This window comes from Chitinophaga niastensis, from assembly GCF_003014755.1.
Taxonomy (GTDB): domain Bacteria; phylum Bacteroidota; class Bacteroidia; order Chitinophagales; family Chitinophagaceae; genus Chitinophaga; species Chitinophaga niastensis.
In genome coordinates this window covers 33,302-56,200 of sequence record NZ_PYAW01000001.1, presented here as the reverse complement: position 1 = coordinate 56,200, position 22,899 = coordinate 33,302, and the positions used below count along the sequence as shown (strand labels likewise).

25 protein-coding genes and 2 tRNA genes are annotated in these 22,899 nt (G+C 41.9%); 13 read left to right on the top strand and 14 right to left on the bottom strand.

Features of this window, described 5'->3' with window-relative positions; translation table 11 throughout:
• Positions 1-119 precede the first annotated feature (119 nt).
• Both CLV51_RS00270 and CLV51_RS00265 read right to left on the bottom strand, forming a co-directional pair.
• The gene (locus CLV51_RS00270; RefSeq protein ID WP_106526018.1) at positions 120-800 is read right to left on the bottom strand and encodes a phosphatase PAP2 family protein; all 681 of its coding nucleotides are present in this window, start codon (positions 798-800) and stop codon (positions 120-122) included.
• A gap of 18 nt (positions 801-818) precedes the next feature.
• Complete coding sequence (locus CLV51_RS00265; RefSeq protein WP_106526017.1) at positions 819-2,255, bottom strand: LptF/LptG family permease; 1,437 nt, start codon at positions 2,253-2,255, stop codon at positions 819-821.
• Positions 2,256-2,385: 130 nt separating this feature from the next.
• Between CLV51_RS00265 and CLV51_RS00260 the strand changes: the two genes are divergently transcribed.
• Positions 2,386-2,997, top strand: coding sequence for a hypothetical protein (locus CLV51_RS00260; protein ID WP_106526016.1), 612 nt, complete (start codon positions 2,386-2,388; stop codon positions 2,995-2,997).
• Between the two features lie 2 nt (positions 2,998-2,999).
• Here the strand turns inward: CLV51_RS00260 and CLV51_RS00255 are convergent, their stop codons facing one another.
• Positions 3,000-3,380 (bottom strand): START-like domain-containing protein, encoded by a 381-nt coding sequence (locus CLV51_RS00255; protein ID WP_106526015.1) that lies wholly within the window; start codon positions 3,378-3,380, stop codon positions 3,000-3,002.
• A 363-nt stretch (positions 3,381-3,743) separates the two neighbouring features.
• Here CLV51_RS00255 and CLV51_RS00250 point away from each other — a divergent pair, with 363 nt between their 5' ends.
• The 9 genes from CLV51_RS00250 (at position 3,744) to CLV51_RS00210 (ending at position 11,981) form a co-directional block, all read left to right on the top strand.
• Positions 3,744-4,610, top strand: a complete 867-nt coding sequence (locus tag CLV51_RS00250; protein ID WP_106526014.1) for a sigma-70 family RNA polymerase sigma factor — start codon at positions 3,744-3,746, stop codon at positions 4,608-4,610.
• Between the two features lie 273 nt (positions 4,611-4,883).
• A complete protein-coding gene (ffh, locus tag CLV51_RS00245; protein ID WP_106526013.1) occupies positions 4,884-6,209 on the top strand; it encodes a signal recognition particle protein in 1,326 nt (441 codons plus the stop codon).
• 109 nt (positions 6,210-6,318) lie between these two features.
• Positions 6,319-6,789, top strand: a complete 471-nt coding sequence (gene rpsP, locus CLV51_RS29850; protein ID WP_106526012.1) for a 30S ribosomal protein S16 — start codon at positions 6,319-6,321, stop codon at positions 6,787-6,789.
• A gap of 148 nt (positions 6,790-6,937) precedes the next feature.
• Positions 6,938-7,459 carry a ribosome maturation factor RimM gene (gene rimM, locus CLV51_RS00235; protein WP_106526011.1) on the top strand — a complete coding sequence of 174 codons (522 nt, stop codon included), beginning with the start codon at positions 6,938-6,940 and terminating at the stop codon, positions 7,457-7,459.
• Between the two features lie 63 nt (positions 7,460-7,522).
• A complete protein-coding gene (gene trmD / locus CLV51_RS00230) occupies positions 7,523-8,194 on the top strand; it encodes a tRNA (guanosine(37)-N1)-methyltransferase TrmD (RefSeq protein WP_106526010.1) in 672 nt (223 codons plus the stop codon).
• A 119-nt stretch (positions 8,195-8,313) separates the two neighbouring features.
• Positions 8,314-8,661 carry a 50S ribosomal protein L19 gene (rplS, locus tag CLV51_RS00225; RefSeq protein WP_106526009.1) on the top strand — a complete coding sequence of 116 codons (348 nt, stop codon included), beginning with the start codon at positions 8,314-8,316 and terminating at the stop codon, positions 8,659-8,661.
• A gap of 212 nt (positions 8,662-8,873) precedes the next feature.
• The gene (locus CLV51_RS00220; protein ID WP_245898568.1) at positions 8,874-9,149 is read left to right on the top strand and encodes a Sec-independent protein translocase subunit TatA/TatB; all 276 of its coding nucleotides are present in this window, start codon (positions 8,874-8,876) and stop codon (positions 9,147-9,149) included.
• A 68-nt stretch (positions 9,150-9,217) separates the two neighbouring features.
• Positions 9,218-10,663 (top strand): Asp-tRNA(Asn)/Glu-tRNA(Gln) amidotransferase subunit GatA, encoded by a 1,446-nt coding sequence (gene gatA / locus CLV51_RS00215; protein ID WP_106526007.1) that lies wholly within the window; start codon positions 9,218-9,220, stop codon positions 10,661-10,663.
• A gap of 10 nt (positions 10,664-10,673) precedes the next feature.
• Positions 10,674-11,981 carry a lytic transglycosylase domain-containing protein gene (locus CLV51_RS00210; protein ID WP_106526006.1) on the top strand — a complete coding sequence of 436 codons (1,308 nt, stop codon included), beginning with the start codon at positions 10,674-10,676 and terminating at the stop codon, positions 11,979-11,981.
• A 74-nt stretch (positions 11,982-12,055) separates the two neighbouring features.
• Here CLV51_RS00210 and CLV51_RS00205 read toward each other — a convergent pair whose 3' ends face one another.
• The 3 genes from CLV51_RS00205 to gap all read right to left on the bottom strand — a co-directional run bounded on the left by CLV51_RS00205 (position 12,056) and on the right by gap (position 15,937).
• A complete protein-coding gene (locus CLV51_RS00205; RefSeq protein ID WP_106526005.1) occupies positions 12,056-13,456 on the bottom strand; it encodes a cation:proton antiporter domain-containing protein in 1,401 nt (466 codons plus the stop codon).
• 106 nt (positions 13,457-13,562) lie between these two features.
• Entirely contained in the window at positions 13,563-14,756 is a 1,194-nt protein-coding gene (locus CLV51_RS00200; RefSeq protein ID WP_106526004.1) for a phosphoglycerate kinase, read from the bottom strand.
• 164 nt (positions 14,757-14,920) lie between these two features.
• On the bottom strand, positions 14,921-15,937 hold the full coding sequence (gene gap, locus CLV51_RS00195; protein WP_106526003.1) for a type I glyceraldehyde-3-phosphate dehydrogenase: 1,017 nt from the start codon (positions 15,935-15,937) through the stop codon (positions 14,921-14,923).
• 140 nt (positions 15,938-16,077) lie between these two features.
• On the opposite strand from gap, the gene CLV51_RS00190 reads away from it, so the two are divergent.
• Positions 16,078-16,149 (top strand) — tRNA-Glu (locus CLV51_RS00190).
• Positions 16,150-16,419: 270 nt separating this feature from the next.
• Here the strand turns inward: CLV51_RS00190 and CLV51_RS00185 are convergent.
• The 8 genes from CLV51_RS00185 to CLV51_RS00150 all read right to left on the bottom strand — a co-directional run bounded on the left by CLV51_RS00185 (position 16,420) and on the right by CLV51_RS00150 (position 21,550).
• Positions 16,420-17,295 (bottom strand): alpha/beta fold hydrolase, encoded by an 876-nt coding sequence (locus CLV51_RS00185; protein ID WP_106526002.1) that lies wholly within the window; start codon positions 17,293-17,295, stop codon positions 16,420-16,422.
• Between the two features lie 82 nt (positions 17,296-17,377).
• Positions 17,378-17,806 carry a VOC family protein gene (locus tag CLV51_RS00180; RefSeq protein WP_106526001.1) on the bottom strand — a complete coding sequence of 143 codons (429 nt, stop codon included), beginning with the start codon at positions 17,804-17,806 and terminating at the stop codon, positions 17,378-17,380.
• Positions 17,807-17,876: 70 nt separating this feature from the next.
• Complete coding sequence (locus CLV51_RS00175) at positions 17,877-18,377, bottom strand: SRPBCC family protein (protein WP_106526000.1); 501 nt, start codon at positions 18,375-18,377, stop codon at positions 17,877-17,879.
• Positions 18,374-18,694, bottom strand: coding sequence for an ArsR/SmtB family transcription factor (locus CLV51_RS00170; protein ID WP_106525999.1), 321 nt, complete (start codon positions 18,692-18,694; stop codon positions 18,374-18,376). The genes CLV51_RS00175 and CLV51_RS00170 overlap by 4 nt, the downstream gene beginning before the upstream one ends.
• A 353-nt stretch (positions 18,695-19,047) precedes the next feature.
• Positions 19,048-19,344 carry a hypothetical protein gene (locus tag CLV51_RS00165; protein ID WP_106525998.1) on the bottom strand — a complete coding sequence of 99 codons (297 nt, stop codon included), beginning with the start codon at positions 19,342-19,344 and terminating at the stop codon, positions 19,048-19,050.
• Between the two features lie 270 nt (positions 19,345-19,614).
• Positions 19,615-20,070 carry a MaoC family dehydratase gene (locus CLV51_RS00160; RefSeq protein WP_106525997.1) on the bottom strand — a complete coding sequence of 152 codons (456 nt, stop codon included), beginning with the start codon at positions 20,068-20,070 and terminating at the stop codon, positions 19,615-19,617.
• A 403-nt stretch (positions 20,071-20,473) separates the two neighbouring features.
• On the bottom strand, positions 20,474-20,995 hold the full coding sequence (locus CLV51_RS00155) for a helix-turn-helix transcriptional regulator (RefSeq protein ID WP_106525996.1): 522 nt from the start codon (positions 20,993-20,995) through the stop codon (positions 20,474-20,476).
• Between the two features lie 57 nt (positions 20,996-21,052).
• Positions 21,053-21,550, bottom strand: coding sequence for a hypothetical protein (locus CLV51_RS00150; RefSeq protein WP_106525995.1), 498 nt, complete (start codon positions 21,548-21,550; stop codon positions 21,053-21,055).
• A 229-nt stretch (positions 21,551-21,779) separates the two neighbouring features.
• Here CLV51_RS00150 and CLV51_RS00140 point away from each other — a divergent pair, with 229 nt between their 5' ends.
• Both CLV51_RS00140 and CLV51_RS00135 read left to right on the top strand, forming a co-directional pair.
• Complete coding sequence (locus CLV51_RS00140; RefSeq protein ID WP_106525993.1) at positions 21,780-22,466, top strand: DUF1345 domain-containing protein; 687 nt, start codon at positions 21,780-21,782, stop codon at positions 22,464-22,466.
• Positions 22,467-22,761: 295 nt separating this feature from the next.
• Positions 22,762-22,833 (top strand) — tRNA-Glu (locus CLV51_RS00135).
• The last annotated feature ends 66 nt before the right edge of the window (positions 22,834-22,899 follow it).

The window sequence follows — 22,899 nt, the reverse complement described above, 5'->3', positions numbered from 1 at the left end:
TAAAAAATTAGCATTACGGATTATAAATTGCGCATTACAACGTTGTGAAGGATATATCAGAAGATCTTCAGTAAAATCTCCCCACAACACCATAATTCGCAATTTGTAATCCGTAATTTTTATGCAGATGCGTTCGCATTCGAATTCCCTTGCAGTAAGGCTTCTGCACATGCTTCCGGAGATGAAGTAGTATCCCGGAATTTAAAGAAGCCATATACTACAATAGTACTAAGCGTGCCCACAATACTGCCTACATATACATCTGCAAAAAAATGTTGTGCCAGATATATACGGGAATAGGCTGCACTAAGTGCCATACCTATAAACAGCAATCCCAGTTTTTTATTGCGCGATATAACAGCCAGAAAGCTGAACATACCAAACGCAGCAGCGGAATGGCCGGAAGGGAAACTGCACGTACTATGTACGGTTACCCATTTTACAGTATGTACCAGTGTGGCTGTTTCATCACCAAAATAGCTGATGGGCCTTGGCGCATTAAAATAATGTTTCGCTACCTGCACTATGATGGTAACCAGTAGTAATACTGCCAGTCCGATGAAAAATAATCTGAACCGTTGCGTTACCAGCATCAGGAACAAAACTATTCCAAACATAATACCATCACCCAGGTACGTTAAACCAGTGACAATCACATCTCCCCACTGAGAATGTTCTCCATTAATATCGAGGAACAATTCTCTTTGGCTGTAGGTTGCCAGCATCACACCTCCTACTATTATCCACAGTAGAAAGGGCAAAAAGAAGTAAATATTCTTTCTGAACAGTGTAAACAGCATTTTCAAGTCTGTACGTTTTTAAATTGTAGGTTGTTTCTTTCGTCGTTCTAAGAACTTTCTTATCTTTTGAATACTGCGAAAATAGTATTCTTTATTAAAAAGCTGCGAATCATTCATGGCTTTAACAATCAAAAATCCGGCAATTGGCAGCAGTACCATATTGGAGAGCCACATGCCCGACCAGGTGTACATCACGCCACTTCTCGCCATCTTTTCACCAATCATGAAAAATACGTTAAAGATCACAAAGAATATCACTGCAAATACCAGCGGTGTACCTAAGCCGCCTTTTCGTATAATAGACCCCAGCGGGGCGCCAATCAGGAACATTACTATGCAGGCTGCTGCGAGTGTGAATTTACGTTGCCATTCTACTTTATGCATTACAATGGTACCGTGTTTGTCTTCGTATTCCTGTGTTGGTTGTTCCAGCGCACTCTGTGTTTCCCGCGTAGTTTGTTCTGCTCTTTCCAATACAGAGCGGCGGTTCTTCAACGGAATGATTTCTTCAAAATCCTTCACTTTCAAAGGAGGTGCAGCAGCTGCCCAGGCAGTATCTTTCCATTTAAAGAACGGGTAACGCACCGTAACATAGGCGTTCACCGTTTTACTAAACTGGTTTTCTACTTTCTGGAGGGAATCAATAGCTACATCCAGCTGCCGTACATTCAGCATCTGCTGGTTGGAGGCAAAAAGGTCCATGTTCAGCCGGTTAAATGCAAAAGAGCTCAGATCAAATGCCTTGCTGTATTTTTTAAACCCCAGCCTGATCATATCTCCGGGTACGGTGTAACCACGGTTGCCTCTTTCTTCATAGCGCCAGCCATTATCCAGGATGAAGTACAAAAAGCGTTTGTTGGCCGTTAGTACCATCTGGCCTTTTTCAGCCAGGATAATTTTGTCGCCCCCACCACTTTGGTGATCAAAGATCATTACCTGGTGAATAGTTTGATTGTCTTTATCCTTTTGGGCTACTTTGATGGTGTAGCCGGGAATATCTTTATAAAATACGCCTGCCTTGATATTAAACGCAGGTTTTGAGTTTGTAATATCGTAGAGTAAAGATTTTGCCTGGAGATTAGCCACCGGAATAACATAATTGGCAAATAAAAATGCCAGGATGCCAATGATGGTACACACAAACAGCAACGGACGGATAAAGCGTAACAGGGAAATACCGGAAGACTTTAATGCCACTAACTCAAAACTTTCACCCAGATTACCAAAGGTCATGATAGACGACAATAACACCGCCAGGGGCAGGGCCAGCGTAACCAATGTAGCACTGGTGTAAGCAATGAGCTGGATGATAACACCTGTATCCAGGCCTTTACCTACCAGGTCATCCACATACTTCCAGAGAAACTGCATCACCAGCACAAATAAGGTTACGAAGAAGGTGGCAACGAAGGGACCCAAAAAAGTTTTTATAATTAGTTTGTCGAGTTTTTTCACTGATAATGCTATATTAAAAAATGGGAATCCCGATATTCGTATTCATAATCTCAGGATAATACTAAACGGTAAAGTTAGCACGATTTCACAAAGGAGTGTTAATGGCTGCCCGAAAATACCGTTAAATTATATGGAAAATTTTGATTTAACACCGGAAGAGGCTTCCCTTGTTGGCAGCCCGCACTTTATTCGGTTGAAAAACAGCGCAATAGACAAGGTAATGGGGCTGATGGGCAGATTACAGGAGGCGCTGGCAGCATATGACCGGAACACGGATTTCCCGTTTCAGCCGGAATGGCTGTTGCAGGGAGGTAAAATTTCAAAAGGGGAGCAGTATAAACAACTGCCCTGGGTAATGCTGGATTATCCGCGGTATTTCAGTAAAACTGATGTATTTGCGCTTAGAACGATGTTCTGGTGGGGGCATTACTTCAGCTGTACCCTGCACCTTGGGGGTGCGGTAAAAGAACATTTCAGGGAAGCTTTAGTGTATGGCTATACGAACCTGACCGAAGCCGGATTTCAGGTATATCTGCAGGAAAATCCCTGGGAGCATGATTTCGAAAATGGAAATTATTGTCTCATAGCTGACTTAAGTTTTGACGATTGGAAGACGCTGCTTAGCCGGCATAGTTTTATTAAACTGGCGAAACCCTTTGCAATCGGGCGTTGGGGCGAAATAATTACTGATGTAGTGGCGGCTTATGCTACCCTACTCAATGTACTTAACAATAAAGGGTGAGCTTAGCTGCCGATGCGGTGGAAGAGGTCTTTCACCTGGTATTCCCAAAGTTGACTCTGGTCCTTAATTTCTTTCTTATCAGCGAAATCTTTTACTATCAGGATAGTTTCATTCGTTACTTCAGAAATCTGTATGCGGAACTCAAAATATTCTTCCTTGGGTGCATGCGTCCAGTGCATCCGGATGTACTCGTCTTCCTCCTGGTCCAGTACTTCTGCTTCTTCAGCAGTACCGTTCCATGAAAAGGAAAAAACATTATCTCTGAAATCAACCCTATCTGCAAACCACTCTTGTAATCCAGCGGGTGTAGATAAGAATTCATACAGGATACCGGGTGAGCACCGTACCGGAAATTCTAACTCGTAAAGCACTTTCTTAGACATCTCTCAAATAATTAGTAAATCAATATCATCCAGTTGCAATTATAGAAAATATTTTACTCTGTCAAAATAATTTACGGTTTTTTTTTATAGAATCACAGAAAACTTTATACACTTTAGTAATAATATAACTATTATTATTTTTAATAATATTAAATATCCTTATATGAAAACCGTCATTGTTTCCCCCGTATAGTGGCGAATTTCCATGAAATTAGCAAGCCCTTAAAGATCAATCGATTTTATTTGGAAATGATTTAAAAACAATAGATTTTTTTTGGTGGCTATCTAAAAAAAGTTATTTTTGTCAGGCATTCATCAAATCTTAACTTTTTATTAACCTGTAACTGTTCCGACTCTATGTCAATGCGCCAACTTAAAATCACTAAATCCATTACCAACAGGGAGTCTCAATCCCTGGAAAAGTATTTACAGGAGATTGGGAAAGTGGATTTAATTACGCCGGAAGAAGAGGTAAACCTGGCTATCCGGATCAAGCAGGGCGATCAGAGAGCATTGGAGAAGCTTACTAAAGCCAACCTTCGCTTTGTGGTATCCGTTGCGAAACAGTATCAGAACCAGGGTCTGTCACTCAGTGATCTGATCAACGAGGGCAACCTGGGGTTAATTAAAGCTGCTCAACGTTTTGATGAAACGCGCGGTTTTAAATTCATCTCCTACGCTGTATGGTGGATTCGCCAATCGATCCTGCAGGCACTGGCAGAACAATCCAGGATTGTTCGCCTCCCGCTTAACAAAGTGGGCCTGAGCAACAAGATCAGCAAAGCGTATTCCCAGCTGGAACAGGAATATGAAAGAGAGCCATCTCCCGACGAACTGGCTACCATCCTGGAAATTAATACGGAAGAAGTAGAAGCCACCCTTGGTGTTGCTGCCCGTCACGTATCCATGGATGCTCCATTTATCGACGGGGAAGATAATTCCCTGCTGGATGTGCTCGCAAACCCGAACGCCGTTAGCGCTGATGAGGAACTGGATCACCATGATTCCCTCCGCACCGAAATTGAGCGCTCCCTCTCTACATTAACAGATCGTCAGAAAGACGTGATCATGCTGTACTTCGGCATCGCCGTAGAACATCCCATGTCACTGGAAGATATCGGCGAAAAATTTGGCCTGACCCGCGAACGCGTTCGTCAGATCAAAGACAAAGCCATCACAAAATTGAGAACTACTTCACGTAGTAAGTTGCTGAGGAACTATCTGGGGTAATGCAAATCTTGTCTTTCCCAGGATTAGACTGATTATGCTGATTACGCTGATTATTTCTTTAAGATTTAAAAAAGATTAGCGAAGATCGAAGCGAAGGTAATACCCGCTTTGATCTTCGCTAATCTTTTTTAAATCCTTATAAATCAAAAAATAAAATCAGGGTAATCAGTATAATCAGCCTAATCAGGAGAAAGATAAAACCCGCATCCGTCGCTTCCACTTTTTCCTTTCAGCCAAAAAATATACTTTTGCAGTCCGTTTAAAATACCAACAATGTTTGAATCATTATCAGAGAGGCTCGATTCCGCGTTTAAGCAGCTTAAAGGGGAAGGCCGCATTTCCGAAATAAATATAGCCACCACCGTAAAAGAAATCCGTCGTGCACTGGTGGATGCGGATGTGAACTATAAAATTGCCAAGGAATTTACTGATAAGGTAAAGGATAAAGCCCTGGGTGAAAAAGTACTGACGTCTATTTCTCCCGGTCAGCTGATGGTAAAGATCGTGAAAGACGAGCTGGCAGAGCTGATGGGCGGCACCGAAGCCGAATTTGACATTAAAACTAATCCTACCATCGTACTGGTAGCAGGTTTACAGGGTTCAGGTAAAACTACCTTCTCCGGTAAACTGGCTAACTTTCTCAAAACCAAAAAAGGTAAGAAACCTTTGCTGGTAGCAGCAGATATCTATCGCCCTGCGGCGATTGATCAGCTGAAAGTGCTGGGAGAACAGATCGGCGTAGAAGTATACAACGAACCGGATAATAAAAGTGCGGTTCAGATCGCTGAAAATGCGCTTAAACACGCCAAAGCTAATGGTTTCAATATCATCATCATCGATACTGCCGGCCGTTTGGCGGTGGATGAAATGATGATGACCGAGGTTGCCAACATAAAAGCAGCGGTAAAACCACAGGAAATCCTGTTTGTGGTAGATTCCATGACCGGCCAGGATGCGGTAAATACCGCTAAAGCGTTTAATGAGCGCCTGGACTTTACCGGTGTGGTACTCACCAAGCTGGATGGCGATACACGCGGTGGTGCGGCCCTTACTATCCAATACACGGTAGAAAAGCCCATCAAGTTTGTGAGCATGGGCGAAAAACTGGATACCCTCGATGTATTTTACCCCGAGCGTATGGCACAGCGTATCCTGGGCATGGGTGATATCACCACCCTGGTAGAACGCGCGCAGGCACAGTTTGACGAAGAGCAGGCCAAAAAGCTGGAAAAGAAGATCCGTCAGAACCAGTTTGATTTTGATGACTTTAAGGAACAACTGCAACAGATCAAAAAAATGGGTAACCTGAAAGATCTGATGGGCATGATTCCTGGTGTTGGGAAGGCTGTGAAGGACCTGGATATCAGCGACGATGCTTTTAAGGGCATTGAGGCGATGATCAACTCCATGACCAGGGCAGAGCGTGCTGACCCGGATATGATCGACGGAAGCCGCCGCAAACGCATCGCAAAAGGATCCGGAAAAGAGATCCAGGACGTAAATCAGTTCATGAAACAGTTTGAGCAGATGCGGCAGATGATGAAGATGATGAATAAATTTGGCGCTGGTGGCAAGGGTTTGAAAGGAATGGTGAGATAAATAGCGCGACTTTACATAAATTTTTTTTGCAAATATCAACTTACTGATTACATTTGCATCCCTAATTAAACAATATTTCCTAACTCGCAAAAAATAACTCGACTTATTTATGCCAGTAAAAATCAGACTGCAGAGACATGGCGCGAAGAAAAGGCCTTTCTACTTTATCGTAGTAGCTGACGCACGCGCACCAAGAGATGGTAAATTCATCCAGAAAATCGGTACTTACAATCCTTTAACAGTTCCGGCTTCAATCAACATTGATACTGAAAAAGCATTGCGTTGGTTGCAGAAAGGTGCACAACCTACTGACACTGTTAGAAGAATCCTGTCTTTCAAAGGTGTATTGTATTTGAAACACCTGTTAAGAGGTGTTACATTGAACCTGTTCGACGAGCCTACTGCTTACCAAAAGTTCGCACAATGGCAAGCTGAACACGAACAAAAAGTTTCTGCCCGCCGCGATGGTCACAAGAAAGCGAGAATCGCTGCTCCGATCATCAGAAAGGTAGAAGATACTCCTGTTGCTCCAGCTCCAACTACTGAAGCTCCAGCAGAAGGAGAAGGTACAGAAGCATAAAACGGTAACGTTTTAACAATACCTGAAAAAGGAAATATTTGCAACCGCAAATATTTCCTTTTTTAATTTCTGTGTGACACCAGCTTTTAGCTTTTAGCGGTTAGCTATTAGCAAATTACTGGCTAATCGTTAAAAGCTAATCGCTACTATGAGCAATTATTTCAGTATTGGTAAACTCGCATCGGCGCATGGATTGCAGGGAGACCTGCTTTTAAGGCATAGCCTTGGCAAGAAATCCGCATTGAAAGGGGTAAGTGTCATTTTCCTGGAAGAGCGAAAAAACAGCTTTATTCCCTACTTTATTCAGCAGGTAACTGTGAGAGATGCAGAGAGCGTTTATATCAAACTGGAAGGTATTGATACAAAAGAAGCTGCTCATAAGCTGATGCCGGCACAGGTATATCTGCAGGAAGAAGATTTTAAACAACAAACCGCTTCCTCTGCTCCCCTGGCAATGCTGGGTTTTGCAGTGGAAGACGAACAACACGGCCTTCTGGGCACTATCGACGAGGTAATTGAAATGCCCATGCAGGTGCTGGTAAAAGTGATGATAAAGGGCAAAGAAGCTCTCCTGCCTATCAATGAACAGTCACTCATAAAAGTGGATAAAAAGAAACAGGTGGTATACCTGAATCTCCCGGATGGGTTGATAGAATTGTACACCAGTTAAGGCTGGAGCAGGGTTATTTACTGGTGAAACAGGGGCGCAACTGTATAACGGGCGCAGTAAAGCATGCGAATAGATATAATCACAGTATTGCCGGAGTTACTGGAAAGCCCGCTCTCTCATTCTATCATGAAAAGGGCGCAGGCTAAAGGGCTGCTGGAAGTACACCTGCATCCACTCAGGGACTATTCCGTCCTGAAGCACAACCAGGTGGATGACTATCAGTTTGGCGGCGGCGCAGGTATGGTGATGATGCTGGAGCCTATTGTCAATGCTATTGAAGCGCTTCAGGCAAAAGTGCAATATGATGAAATCATCTATCTGACACCTGATGGCGAAACGCTGAACCAGAAAATGGCCAACCAGCTCTCGCTAAAGGGAAACCTGCTGATGCTGTGCGGGCATTACAAGGGCATCGACCAGCGTATCCGGGATCATTTTATCACCAAAGAGATATCTATTGGTGATTACGTGCTTTCAGGAGGAGAATTGGGTGCAGCTGTATTGGTAGACGCCATCGGCCGCCTGTTGCCTGGTGTGCTGAACGATGAAACCAGCGCCTTATTCGACTCTTTTCAGGATAATTTGCTGGCTCCGCCGGTATATACCCGCCCTGTAGAATTCCGTGGCTGGAAGGTGCCGGATATCCTGCTAAGCGGTGATCATAAAAAAATTGATGACTGGCGCCATCAGGAGGCGTTGGACAGAACAAAAGAACGCAGACCTGATCTTTTATAACGTAATGATTTATAGGTCATATAGGCAAGATTACTATTTGAAGTGGAGAATTATTCTTTTTTTAATTTGGTAAATGCTATTTCTTGACTTACTTTTGCACTCCCATAAATATTTGAAAGATGAACGCAATTTCGTTTGTTCACGAACAACTGACAGCTAAGAAACAGTACCCGAAGTTTAAAGCAGGCGACAACGTCACTGTCAATTATAAAATCGTGGAAGGTAATAAAGAAAGGATTCAGTCCTTTAAAGGTGATGTGATGAAAATCCAGGGTACAGGATCTACAGCATCTTTCACTGTTAGAAAGATTTCTGATGGCATTGGTGTGGAAAGACTGTTTCCGCTTTACTCTCCTCATATCGATGGTATCGTGTTGAACAAGGTGGGTAAGGTAAGAAGAGCAAAACTTTACTACCTGCGCGAACGTGCTGGTAAGAAAGCCCGTATCAAAGAAAAAAGGGTTTAGTATAAATACAGGGAAATTTGTTAAAGGCGGAACCTTACCGGTTCCGCCTTTTTCGTATGCTTAAAATGGAATTAAAACTCAGGTAAAAGCGGATTGTAGCGGTGAAAAAGCCGATTATATCATCTATCTTTGTCCGCTGAACAATATAAACATTTGAGAAAATGACCACTGTTTTTGTAAAATCATCATTCTTAATTCTTCAGGATATCGGTATGTCCGAGCTGCTTTTAATCGCTGTAGTGGTTTTGTTGCTGTTTGGAGGTAAAAAAATACCGGAATTGATGCGTGGCCTTGGTAAAGGTATCCGTGAGTTCAATGACGCCAAAAACAATGTGCGCCAGGAAATTGAAGAAGGTATGAGAGAAAAGCCTGTTCAATCTGCTGTACCTGCTACTACAGACACACCGTATGCCACGGATGCTGTAAAGCCAGAAGCTCCACATGCCATAGACATTACAAAGCCGGAAGCGCCGCAACATAACGCGTAGCCTATAGCTGACTCCGGAAACGGAGTTTTTTTTTATCCTGATTTATTTAATTTTTAACTGGTTTAGTCTTGTCTGAATTCAGCAGTATAATTACTTTCCATAAAGCATTATACGCCGGCAGTACAAGCTGTACGGAGAGGGTGCGTTATTACCTCAATCGTATAGCACAGCTAAAACACTTAAATGCCTTCCTGGAAGTATATGAGGAGGAGGCCCTGGAAAAGGCACAGGAACTGGATACCCGTATTAAAAACGGGCAGCCTGTTGGTGCACTGGCAGGTGTGGTGGTTGGTATTAAAGATGTAATCTGCTATAAAGGGCATAATGTAAGCGCCGCTTCCCATATTTTGGAAGGGTTTACTTCTTTGTTTTCCGCTACGGCAATTGAAAGATTGCTGGCAGCAGATGCTATTATCATTGGTAATCTCAATTGCGATGAATTTGCAATGGGTTCTACCAATGAAAATTCTGCTTACGGCCCCACGCTGAATGCGCTGGATAATAGCCGGGTACCGGGCGGCTCTTCAGGAGGTTCTGCCGTAGCTGTGCAGGCAGATTTGTGCCAGGTGAGCCTGGGTAGTGATACAGGTGGTTCTGTTCGCCAACCGGCGGATTTTTGCGGTATAGTAGGGTTAAAGCCCACCTATGGCCGTATTTCCCGTTACGGATTGATCGCATATGCGTCATCTTTTGATCAGATCGGTATTTTTGGCAAGGATATTGCCGATGTGGCAGCTGTGCTACAAGTGATTGCTGGTCCGGATGAGTTTGATAGTACGGCTTCCCAACAGGAAGTTCCCGATTACCTAGAAAACCTCTCCAACAATAAATCCTTCAGATTTGCGTATTTAAGAGACGCGCAATATCATGACGGACTGGACACAGAAATGAAAGAGGGCTACATTGATTTCTTTGAAAGTTTGCAATCATTGGGCCACACCTTAACAGGTAAGAGTTTTGAATACCTGGACCACGTAGTACCAGCCTATTATGTGCTTACTACAGCAGAAGCATCCTCGAATCTTTCCCGTTACGATGGGGTAAAATATGGACACAGGACCGCTGAAGAAAACCTGGATTTGACCGAATTTTACAAAAAAAGTAGGTCAGAAGGGTTTGGTAAAGAGGTAAAACGTCGTATATTACTGGGGACTTTTGTGCTGAGTGCAGGCTACTATGATGCCTATTATACTAAGGCACAACAGGTTAGGCGGTTAGTGACAGATAAATTAAATGATATATTAGAAGAATACGACGCCATTTTAATGCCAACAGTGCCTTCCACGGCATTTAAACTAGGGGAAAAAACTGATGACCCTATAGCTATGTACCTGGCTGATATTTACACGGTACTGGCAAATCTGGCAGGGGTTCCGGCGATATCCGTTCCTCTGTACCGGCATTCAAACGGAATGCCATATGGTGTACAGATCATCACAAAGAAGTTTAGCGAAGCGAACTTGTTACGTATAGCTCATCAATTGATGGCTAAGGAGCAGGTTACGGTTGTTTAAAATAAATTGTATGACAAAAATCTTTTTACTACTGCTGTTGCCGGCACTGAGTTTAGGAAGTGTGAATGTGATGGGTAGCAATAGCAATCCTAAAGAGACGGTGTTTCCAATCGGAGCGCCTGACACGACTGTACTGAAATTGAATCACAAGGTACGTTTGCCGAAGGATACAGCTGTACAGGCTTCACCTACCTCCGTGGCGGTAAAAAAAGCAGCTCAAAGTCTGCCTAATACTATTCGCAGCGCGAAAGTATATGAACAGATCAACAATAACCTGGTAGCAGGTTATGTTAATAACTATGCTACCCGTTACAGTGGACACCTGCAGGCGATGATTGACAGAGGACAGCCTTATTTCAATATGATTGAAAAGGTGTTCCGTGAAAATGGTATCCCTGAGGAAATGAAATACCTCGCGGTAATAGAATCCAGCTTTAATACCAATGCACGTTCAAGAGTAGGAGCGGTAGGCGCCTGGCAGTTTATGGCCGGTACTGCCCGTATCTTCGGTTTGAGCGTAGGTAAAAAATTAGACGAAAGAAAAGATTTCTATAAATCTACCCTGGCAGCTGCTCAGTTCCTGAATCAGCTGTATGCTCAGTTTGGTGATTGGTTACTGGTAGTAGCAGCTTATAACTGTGGTGCAGGTGGTGTACAACGTGCCATCAACGCGAGTGGCCGTACAGATTTCTGGGGCATGCAGTATTTCCTGCCGGCTGAATCACGTAACCACGTATACAAATTCATTGCTACTGGCTATATCCTCGATCGTTTCAATAACTTCTTTGGTGTAAGTGACGATAATACAGTGGTATTAGCACAACCTGCTGAAAATCTGACTGCGGCTCCTGTTGCCAGAGGCCCATTAACAGAAGAAGAAATTTACAGCACTGTAGAAATCAATGTAACCGGCAAATACCGTCTGGAGGCAATTGCAAAGAAACTGGATATGCAGGTGGCTGAACTGGACCGCTTCAACCCGGGTTTCTCTAAAGCAATGGCCAGTGCAGAGAACAGCTATGACCTTCGTATTCCGAAAGATAAAATGAAGCTGTTCATGGCGGAAAAGGAAGAGATGCTGAAAGAATCAGTACAGCTTACACTGGATGATAAAGCGGTTGGTGTGGATAAATCTAAGTTTCCAACACCAGTTAAGATGGCCGACAAGAGTACAGTAGCTAAGAAAGCAACTACCTCAACATCAGCTAAAAGACACCACACTTCTAAGAAACATCACCACCATGGTGCTAAAAAGCATACTACTGCTAAAAAGCATACTACTGCTAAAAAGAAGAAAGGTGCTGCCAAAAAGAAATAATCTATAAAAGTTATAAAAAGAAATCCCGTTCCGGCTTAGCGGAACGGGATTTCTTTTTATAGTATCATCTGAAACTACGCTGTCATCAATCCTTTCCGCCGTTCACTATACACCACCAGGTCAAGCAAAGGACCGGTCATGAAAGTTGTTGCCAGCGCCATCAGCACCATCATAGCAAATATTTCGGGAGATAAAATGCCGAGATCGAAACCAATATTAAGCACCACCAGTTCCATCAGACCCCGCGTATTCATAAGGGCGCCAATAGAAACGGATTGTCGCCAGGACTGCCCCATTAAGCGGGCAGTGATAGTGCTGCCACCAAATTTACCTACTACAGCTACCAGCATGATCATGCCGCATACCAGCCACAGATCTCCCTGATTTAACAAACCGATATGTGTTCTCAAACCCGTATAAACAAAGAAGATCGGCAGCAGGAGCAAAACGCTTACATCTTCTAATTTATCTGTCAGCAGTTGTTTGATATTTGTTTCTGCAGGCATGATAACACCCGCCAGGAATGCACCAAACAAAGCATGTATACCTATTACTTCCGCCAGCCAGGCAGCTATCAGGAGAGTAAAGAAAACCAGTGAAACAGCTGCTTTCTGGTGTCCTTTGGCCATTTGCGCCTGCATGGTTTTAGCCAGCCATGGCCGTACTATCATGAGCATGGCAAATACAAAAACGATTGCCAATAATATAGTAATTACCGCGCTCAGTACACCGCCCGCGTTTACAATGGCTACTACTACAGCCAGTATACACCAGGCTGTGATATCATCTGCCGCAGCACAGGTGATGGCCATAATACCCAGTGGCGTATGCGTCAATTTTCTTTCCTGTACAATGCGCGCCAACACCGGAAAAGCGGTGATGCTCATAGCAATGCCCATAAATAATGCGAAGGAGATAAAGCTTACGTTAGCAGGGGCAAAGCGGGTAAACAGGAAATACGCCAGCCATACCCCCAGAAAAAAAGGTACAATTATGCTGGCATGACTGATCATCACCGCATCATGTGCTTTATTCCTGATCTTGTTGATGTCCAGCTCCATGCCTACAATAAACATGAAAAACGCCAATCCTATCTGGCTGAGGAATTGCAGATTTTTTAATGATTCTGCAGGAAAAAGAAACGCAGAAAAAGAGGGGGTAACCCAGCCCAGCAAGGATGGCCCCAGTAATACGCCCGCAATAATTTCACCTACTACAGCAGGCTGTTTTATTTTATTGGCCAGTATTCCAAACAGGCGGGCAGTCAGCATAATCATAATGATTTGCAGCAACAATAAGCCCAGCGGGTGTTTCAGGTTATCCAGGTAATGAGTATCAGTAGCAGTGGCAACTGTTGTCTTAGGTATAATAGTATGCTGGGTAACAGACAGTGATTGTCCCTTCTGAAGAATTACCCATATCAGCGCAGCAAAAATGCCGATGATTACAGGATACCAGAGAAAGCGTTTGTTCATGATGGAAAAATTAATAGTTGCTGCAAGATATAAAAAAGAGAAGGTTGTCTGAACCAGTAAATATATGGTTCAAACAACCTCAGTTGTGCATAATGCATTTTATAGCTTAGCTGATAGCTGCAATTCCCGGCAATTCTTTTCCTTCAAAGAATTCCAGCAAAGCGCCACCACCAGTAGATACATAACTTACTTTATCAGCTATACCGAACTGATTTACAGCTGCAACAGAATCACCACCACCTACAAGTGAAAAGGCGCCTTTGGCTGTAGCTGTAACAATGGCGTCTGCAACACCTTTGGTGCCACCCTGGAAAGGTTTCATTTCAAATACACCCATCGGGCCGTTCCATAAAATGGTTTTGGATGCAGCGATGGTTTCGCCAAACAGTGTGATGGATTTAGGGCCAATATCCAGTCCCATCCAGCCTGCCGGAATATTATCATTGGAAACTGTCTGTGTATTTGCATCTTCTGCAAATTTATCAGCCGCAATAGAATCCACCGGGAGCAATAGTTGTACGCCTTTTGCTTTTGCTTTTGCTACCAGTTCATTCGCCAGATCCAGTTTGTCGTTTTCACAGAGGGAGTTACCAATTTCTTTGCCCTGTGCTTTCAGGAAAGTGTAAGCCATACCACCACCAATAATGATGTTGTTGGCGCGATCCATCAACGTTTCGATGATCAGGATTTTATCACTCACCTTAGCACCTCCTAAAATGGCTGTAAATGGGGCTTCTGCCTCGTTGAGTACTTTTTGTGCGCTGCTTACTTCTGCATTCATCAGCAAACCAAACATGCGGTCGGCTGGTGCAAAGTATTGCGCAATCACTGCTGTAGAAGCGTGTGCACGGTGAGCGGTACCGAATGCATCATTTACATATACATTGCCCAGTTTAGACAGTTGTTCTGCAAAAACAGCATCTCCTCTTTCTTCCGCTTTATGGAAACGCAGGTTTTCCAGCAGCAGTACTTCACCCATTTGCAGGTCGGCAGCGGCTTTTTCGGCAACAGGGCCTACGCAATCTGCTGCAAACTTAACGGTAACACCGTCCAGTAAAGAGATAAGGTGATATACAAGATGTTTTAAAGAGTATTTATCAGTAGGACCATCTTTGGGACGACCTAAGTGAGACATCAGTATTACTGCACCGCCATCTTTCAGTATTTTTTTGATGGTAGGCACGGCAGCACGCATACGGGTATCGTCGGTAATTTCTAATTTATCATTCAACGGTACGTTGAAATCTACACGTATCAAGGCTTTGCGGCCGTTGAAGTTATAGTCGGAGAATTTGCTCATATGTATCAATTTAAGAGAACAGAAAGAGATATCAATAAAAAAACCGCGGTACCAACAGCACAAAGCGAATATTCAACCAAGAAAAAAATCTGGCATATTGCTGCTATGGTGTAGTCCCGCGGAATTTAACAACTCCCGGCTAACACCGGGAGTGTTTGGTATAATTATTTGCTGATCAGACCGGCGAAGTACTTAACAGTACGAACCAGTTGTGATGCATAGCTCATTTCGTTATCGTACCAGGATACGGTTTTAACCATCTGGTGCTCACCTACAGTGATTACTTTAGTTTGAGTAGCATCAAACAGGGAACCGAAGTGGATACCGATGACATCAGAGCTTACAATTTCATCTTCAGTGTAACCGAAAGATTCGTTGGAAGCGGCTTTCATAGCTGCATTAACTTCATCAACAGTTACTTTTTTATGGAGGATGGTAGTCAGCTCAGTTAAAGAACCTGTGATAGTAGGAACGCGTTGTGCATTACCATCCAGCTTACCTTTCAGCTCAGGAAGTACCAGGCCGATTGCTTTAGCAGCACCAGTGCTGTTAGGCACAATGTTAGCAGCAGCAGCACGTGCGCGGCGCAGGTCACCTTTTGGATGTGGTGCATCCAGGGTGTTCTGGTCGTTGGTGTAAGCGTGTACAGTGGTCATTAAACCGGTAGCGATGCCGTATTTATCTTGCAGTACTTTAGCCATAGGAGCAAGGCAGTTGGTAGTGCAGGAAGCGCAGGAGATAACAGTTTCGCTGCCATCCAGGATTTCGTGGTTAACGTTGAAAACGATTGTCTTCAGATCACCGGTAGCGGGAGCGGAAATTACAACACGTTTAGCACCAGCAGTAATGTGTGCAGCAGCTTTGTCTCTGTCAGCAAAGAAACCTGTACACTCGATTACTACATCGATCTGGTGTTCTTTCCATGGAATCTGAGAAGGATCTTTCTGTGCATATATCTTCACATCTTCACCGTTCACATTGATTGCGTTTTCGGAATGCTTAACGTCTGCATCGAATCTACCCTGTGCTGAGTCGTATTTCAGCAAATGCGCCAGCACGTTAGGGCTGGTGAGGTCATTGATAGCTACCACATCAATGCCGGGCATTTTGTAAATCTGGCGGTATACCAAGCGGCCAATGCGACCGAAACCATTAATACCAATTTTGAGAGTAGTTCCCATTTTACATCGTGATTTGAGTATGAAAAAATCGAGAGCGAATTTACAATCTATACCCTTATTAATCAATATAAATTTAGGTTAACGAAGTTTTTTTTGGAAATATAAAATAAGATACTACATTTGCAATCCGAAAATGATGCGCCGCGTTGGTCAAGGGGTTAAGACGCCTCCCTTTCACGGAGGAGTCACGGGTTCGATTCCCGTACGTGGTACACAGGCCTCGATCTCACGATCGGGGCTTTTTTATTTTTGCCACCTCTCAGCGCTGTCCATTCAGCCATTCATTTCACATATCAGTCTCCCTGGCAAAACCTGATTGCCTCCGGCGATCCGGATACTCCTGCGAGGGGTTTAGTTACACACCGTTCAAAAATTGTAAAAAATAAAACCCACTATGTGTCAGTGGGTTGAACGCGATGTAGTCCCGGTGAAAGCCAGAGCGATATATCGGGGTATCTTTTTACTGCCAGCTATGATTATGTCTATTTCAAAAAGTCATTCAGGTAATCTAAAATTATTTTTGTTTGCATCATCAGGCTCACATGTCCTTGCGAAGGAACAATAGCCAAATGCGATTTTGGCATTGGTTGCAGGTCTGAGGCCAAACCACCGCCCAACAATTGATATGTTTTCATCAACTCAATTTTATCCAGTCCGTCATTGTCACCCGATATAATTAGTACAGGCGCAGCAATTTTCGCAATATTCGAGTCACCCACGTTGAATGGAACTTTAACGAAGTCAAGCATCTGCTTTAAGAAGTTCGTCCATTTTGTTTTATCAGGCGCCACTGCATCGTATCCGGTTTTTAAAGGCGTATTATCAAAAAATTCGGGTTTAAAATTTTCAAACGCGCTGTTTACTATGGGTAACCAACCATCTGTTTTATAAGTGGAAGAAATGATCACTAATTTTCTTAAGCGTTTAGGGCTTTGTACAGCAAACTGGTAAGCTACAGAGCCGCCCATACTATATCCTGCTACATCAGCACTGTCAATTTTCAGGTAATCCATCACACCCTCCACATCTTTTGCCAAAGTAGTAATCGATAATTTTCTATCTGAAAAGGGAGTATGCCCATGTCCTTGAAATTCAATGGCAATTACTTTCCTGGTTTTTGACAGATCAGGGATTAATTGGCTCCAGTTCATATCGATCGTGTAAAAGGCTCCGTGTAGTAAAATGATTGGCCTACCCTCGCCATATACTTCGTAATAAACTTTGATGCCATTAACGGGTGCGTAACCACTGTTGGAAGGTTTGATTTGTTGCCCGTTTGATCGGGATGCTGTCAATATAATGACTACAATTAGCAGTATTGATCTAAGTGGATTATTCGTTTTGAGTAGATTTTTCATAACGTGATTTAGCTTTTGTTTGAATTTTATTGACAAGACAAACCGATGTTAGGCGTTCGTTTTTTTCATTTATATTTTTCCATTATTTTTTCCGGTCATATTCCACGATCCATTCAATGCCGTATTTGTCTCTAAAACAACCAAAATATGAACCCCAGGGACTGTCACCAATAGGCCCTTCTATTTGTCCTCCTACTGAAAGCCCATTAAATAATTTGTCTGCTTCTTCTTTACTTTCCGCAGTTATTACAATTTTACTTCTGTTCTCATTTTCGTTTGTTCTTCCCATACTTTCCGGAACATCATTTGCCATCAACATATTGCATTTACCGATAGGTAAAGCAATATGCATAATTTTATTTTCTTCTTTTTTCGCTATCGGGAATTCAGGGCTTGCAAGGTCTTTGAAACGAATAACTTTTGCAAACTCTCCGCCAAATACTGATTTGTAAAAGGTAAATGCTTCTTCGGCATTTCCGTTGAAATTAATGTGAGGATTGATTAGTGCCATAGTTATTATTTTTTAGCTTATTAAATTGTTTGTTCTATTAAAAGTTTATTCAAAATATTTCCAACAGAAATCATTTCCCGGATAACGTTGCCAACAGATCTGCTAAAGTGTTCATTGACATCGTAAATCCTTCTTGGAAGCCCATTTCAATCATCTTCTCCATGCGGGCAAGAGATTCATTATAAATAGCAATCCGCACGGTTGTCTTTCCGTTTTGTTCGCTAAAGGTGTGATCCCAATCAGAACCGGGTAATTCAGGGTTTTCATCTTTGTCCGCAAAAGCATTAAACAATTTGAAATTGGTTTTTGGGCTAATTGAAGTGTATTTCTGAATTGCCCAACGCTCTTGTCCTTCAGGGCTTACCATCGCATAAAATCTTCGTCCACCAACCTTGAAGTCCATAAATTTTGTCCTTGACGTCCATGGTTTAGCTGCCACCCATTGGTCAAGAATTTCTGGTTTGGTAAAAGCATCCCATACCAGTGAAAGGTCGGCATCAAACTCTCTGGTTATGAATACCGTTTTTGTTGCTTTGTCTACGGTAAAATCAAATAGCAAACTGTTTGTCATTTTTTCTTATTTTTAATTGTTGATAATACCTCATCAAGTTGATTAAATTGAGTTTCCCAACTTTTCTTGAATTGGGCTAACCAATCGTCAAATTCCTGCATTTTCTTTGGATTAAAATGATAGTAGATCTCTCTACCAGACGGCTCAGGTTTAATCAATTCGCATTCCTGTAATACCTTAATATGCTTTGATACCGCTTGTCGGCTCATATCAAATTTTTCCGCCATTGCATTTGGCGTTAATGATTGAATAGCAATTAAAGTTAAAATAGCCCTTCGTGTTGGGTCAGCTATGGCTTGGAATATGTCTTGTTTCATTTTTCAATACTTAATTACGCAACCTTCAGGTTGCAAATATATATGCAACTTTTGAGTTGCGCAAATTTATGTGCAATTATTTTTGTCGAGGTAAAATGTCGGGAAGTTTTAGTTGTTGCCGGAGGAAAGCACTTTCGGGACATGTGGCACATTGTGGCACGTTTTCCAGCCCCCACTTGCTAAAGATTTCCTGAAATTGAAGGTATTATGAATCCCCTGATATAGGTAATTTGTTGCACAAACCGCTCGAAATGTTCGAACCAATTCCCGGACACGGTACACGATAAGAAGGTTGCTCATATGAGTAACCTTCTTTATTTCCATTTACTCCTACCAGCCATTCCTCTAATTTATTAATGGGCAGATTTTTTGTTTAGAAACATTTCTTCCCAAATATCCAAATCAATTGCTGTTTCTTCCTTTTCATCATCGAAGACAATCCAACACCCACATTTCCGAGCTAAAGACCACAACTGGTTAATTTCTTCCTGCGTAAGAACATGATATCCATAACGTTTATCACCTCCATTTATAATACGCCAAAGGTCGAATGCTAAGCCCGACATCCAACCAGCGTCAAAACCCTTTTCAGAAATCTGACTCATCAATTCTTCTAATAGCAATTGATCTTTATTCAAATCCTTTAACATGAATTAAAAATATAAAATTTCCTAATCATAGGTTCTCCTTTACTCAATCAAGTAATATTTAAGCCATCAACATTTGTCCGCCCCGCGGTATGCGAAAAAGGGAACAATACAGATGTATTGTTCCCTCTTTTTATTTTCTGCCAATACCCTTAAGCTTGATCTGATATACATCCTATGTGACCGAATTGTTTCACTACATGATGAAAATGGGACGTTCACTTAAAGTTAGAGATATTGTAAAAATGTCAGGAAGAGGGCGGTTTACATGCCTCAAAAATGGTATAGAAACACCACATCACCCGTGTAAGCCGGTTTTGCCTTACCCTTAATGTTGAGAGTGGCACCAATTATCACTTTCGTGACACCTCTTAAATCGACTATAGATTTGAGTTTCGCTTTCAATTGAACTTCGTCGTTCACAAGTACCGCCTGGCCAAACTTAAACTGCTCTATACCGTAGTTTATTTCCATTTTAACATTGCGGATTTCTGCAATTTGCTTCCATAGATAGGGAATTAACGCCAACGTCAAATAACCATGGGCAATGGTGGTTTTGAAAGGCCCCTCATTTTTTGCTCTTTCCTCATCGCAATGGATCCACTGATGATCAAGCGTTGCATCCGCAAATTTATTGATCTGTTCCTGATCTATTTTATGCCATTCCGAACTGCCTATTTCTTTACCCTCGTATGCTTGATATTCTGCGAAACTATTGACGATTACCATAATTTTCCCGTTTATTATTTATAAGTTACAAAAACCTGGCGATACAAAGTACGTCACCAGGGTAAGCTAATTTATAACCTACTGCTATTTTTTTATGTATCCAAACATTATTCCATTTTCATTTATGCCGGAGCTTACATATCCTTTCAAAATCCCTACCCAATAGTTCGACATTTGTCCGGTCCGTGGTGCTTTATAAAGGGCTGTTCTGAAAAGAGCATTCTTTTAACTTTTGAAACCGGAGCTGGCTTTGATGCTGTTTTGTCTCAATACGCTCAATATAAAGACCGCTTTGATCTGTGGTGTGGCCTGTATTATACAGGCTATGATCTACGTAATTTTCTTGCTTTAATGCAAGCGTAATTCAACAGAATTGTCTGCGAAAGATTAAACTGTTGTATGTTTAAAGCGAAAATGCTGATTTTTGTTTTACATGTTTACTTTCTCTATTTCTTATTTCTTTATCGTGAATCAGCTCATATGCTTTCTCTTTTTCAATTAGTTTAAACCACATAATAGCAGGAAAGCTCTTATTGGAATGGATTTCTAATCTGATAATAAGTTTTTCTGTAGGCGCTCTGTGTTTATTAATGATCTGGCTCAATTCGGTTGGGTCAATATCAATTTCAGATGCGAACTCTTTATTTTTTTTTTCCAGGCGTTCAATGTATTCTTTTAGAAAGAAACCAAAGTGCTGACTTTTATTAAATACTTCTGTATTAATGTAATCTTCGATCTGAAATTTCAGTTGAAGTAATTGTGCTATTATCTTATCTTTTTCAGTTCGTTTCGCATCTGCTTTTTGCCGGAACTGTTGAAAGGCTTCGAGTTTTGCTTCTTTTTTCCCTGATGTATCAGGGAAAACAAATGATTGAGCAATTTCCTCCGGCTTGTATTTTTTTGCGATTTCTTTATACGATTTCATAATCTGCGATTTTTAGTAGTTTTATAAACTACGGAAGCAATATCAGGCAAAGGTCTCTTAGTCTAAATATTTTCGAACGAGTCGCTGTGATATGATAGGCTGTGCCACCATAACGCCTTCTAATTTGGTGCCTAATGGTGGTGTGTAGGCTAATCCATAATGCGAAATATAATGTGGTATTAGATCTGTTTTAGGTGTCAAAAATACCCATCCCTCATGGCCTCTCTTGTATGACTCCCTACAGGCAAAAGCGATGAGGCAACCTGCTATGTTATCTAGTTTTTTTTTATCTCCCACATTATCATCTCCTACTTCAAGCAATTCAATTTCAATGGCATTGGTACCAGGATCTGTATGGTCAATAATGCACATCAGCCCCAGGATCGTTGCGTTATCCTTCAATCTGAGTTTATAAACTTCCTGTCCTTTATATTTATCCCAGTTAAACCATTTGTATTGAGCTTTATTCTTTTTCAGCGTTTTATAATCATTATCTTCTATAGGTTCAATAACTGCTTCAAGTTTTTCTTCTGTTTGAATATCTTTAATTAACATTCATTTTTCAGTTTCATCTAAGATAAATAATTATTTACTTATTTTGTAAATTATTTACAAAATAAGTAAATTGTAATACCCTGATTTTAATCATATATAAACAGGAACCTTCCATTGCTGCCAGATTACCGCAACTGTGTGAATACAGGAAGCTTCCAAAACCTTGTAAAGCCATCCTGTTTTTTATTGCCCCTAATACTCCTACCTTTAAAGCATAAGCTATATTAATATGAAAAATAAGAAAGCCGTTAAGCTGCTTGTCGGTATGCATCCATTGCAGCGGGTTTTGGTTAGTCTGAGTTTAACTTTAGTTGCCTTCCTAAGTTGCTTTTTCCTTAAAATAGCACTCCATCCGCTGATATTTTATATGTTGCTCTGGGATGTATTTTCGATTTCCTACATTACTACGGGCTGGATTGTTTTTTATAACCGTTCGGTGAATGAATTGCGTAAGTGGGCCAGGGTAGATGATGGCAGCCGTATTTTTGTTTCACTGATGATAGTAGTGGCTTCCTTTGCCAGTTTAGTTTTTGTTTTATTACTGATGTTGTCCAAAGAGGTATCGGAGACTGCTAAAATTATTTATTTACCGATAGCTATTACGGGCATGCTATCATCCTGGGTGATGGTACATACTACTTTGACTTTTCACTATGCTAACCTGTTTTACGATGATGATACAAAGGATAGTACGAAACATGCCGGTGGCCTGGATTTCCCGAATGAGAAATGCCCCGATTATCTGGACTTCGCCTATTTCTCCTTTGTGATTGGTATGACCTTCCAAGTATCTGATGTGCAGATCAATGCGCGGATAATCAGGCGTACGGCGTTGGCGCATGGCTTGCTTTCTTTTGCACTTAATACTTTTGTAGTAGCCCTGACGGTTAACCTGATCGCCGGTTTAAAACAATAACCGGATACTTCGTGTAGTCTTACAGGTTATAAAGGAGATGATAAATGCGCCTATTTTTTATCTCCCTGAAAAAATATTTATAATAAATAAATATAAACAGTTGAGTATAATTATCTGAAGGGGTGGAAACCTGCCTCATGCACGCCAGTAGGGCGGTGGAGGCAGGCAGGGCTCTCCCGGAAAGACAGTTTTATTACACACTAAACACATTTATTTTCTTACCTTTGAATAAGAAGTGAAAAAAAATTTTGGATTGTAAAACATTTTCCTATCTTTGCAATCCGAAACGAAAAATGCCGCGTTGGTCAAGGGGTTAAGACGCCTCCCTTTCACGGAGGAGTCACGGGTTCGATTCCCGTACGTGGTACACTAAAAAAGGATTTCTGCAAAGAGATCCTTTTTTTATTTCAGCAATTCTTCCCCTTCGCTGCAT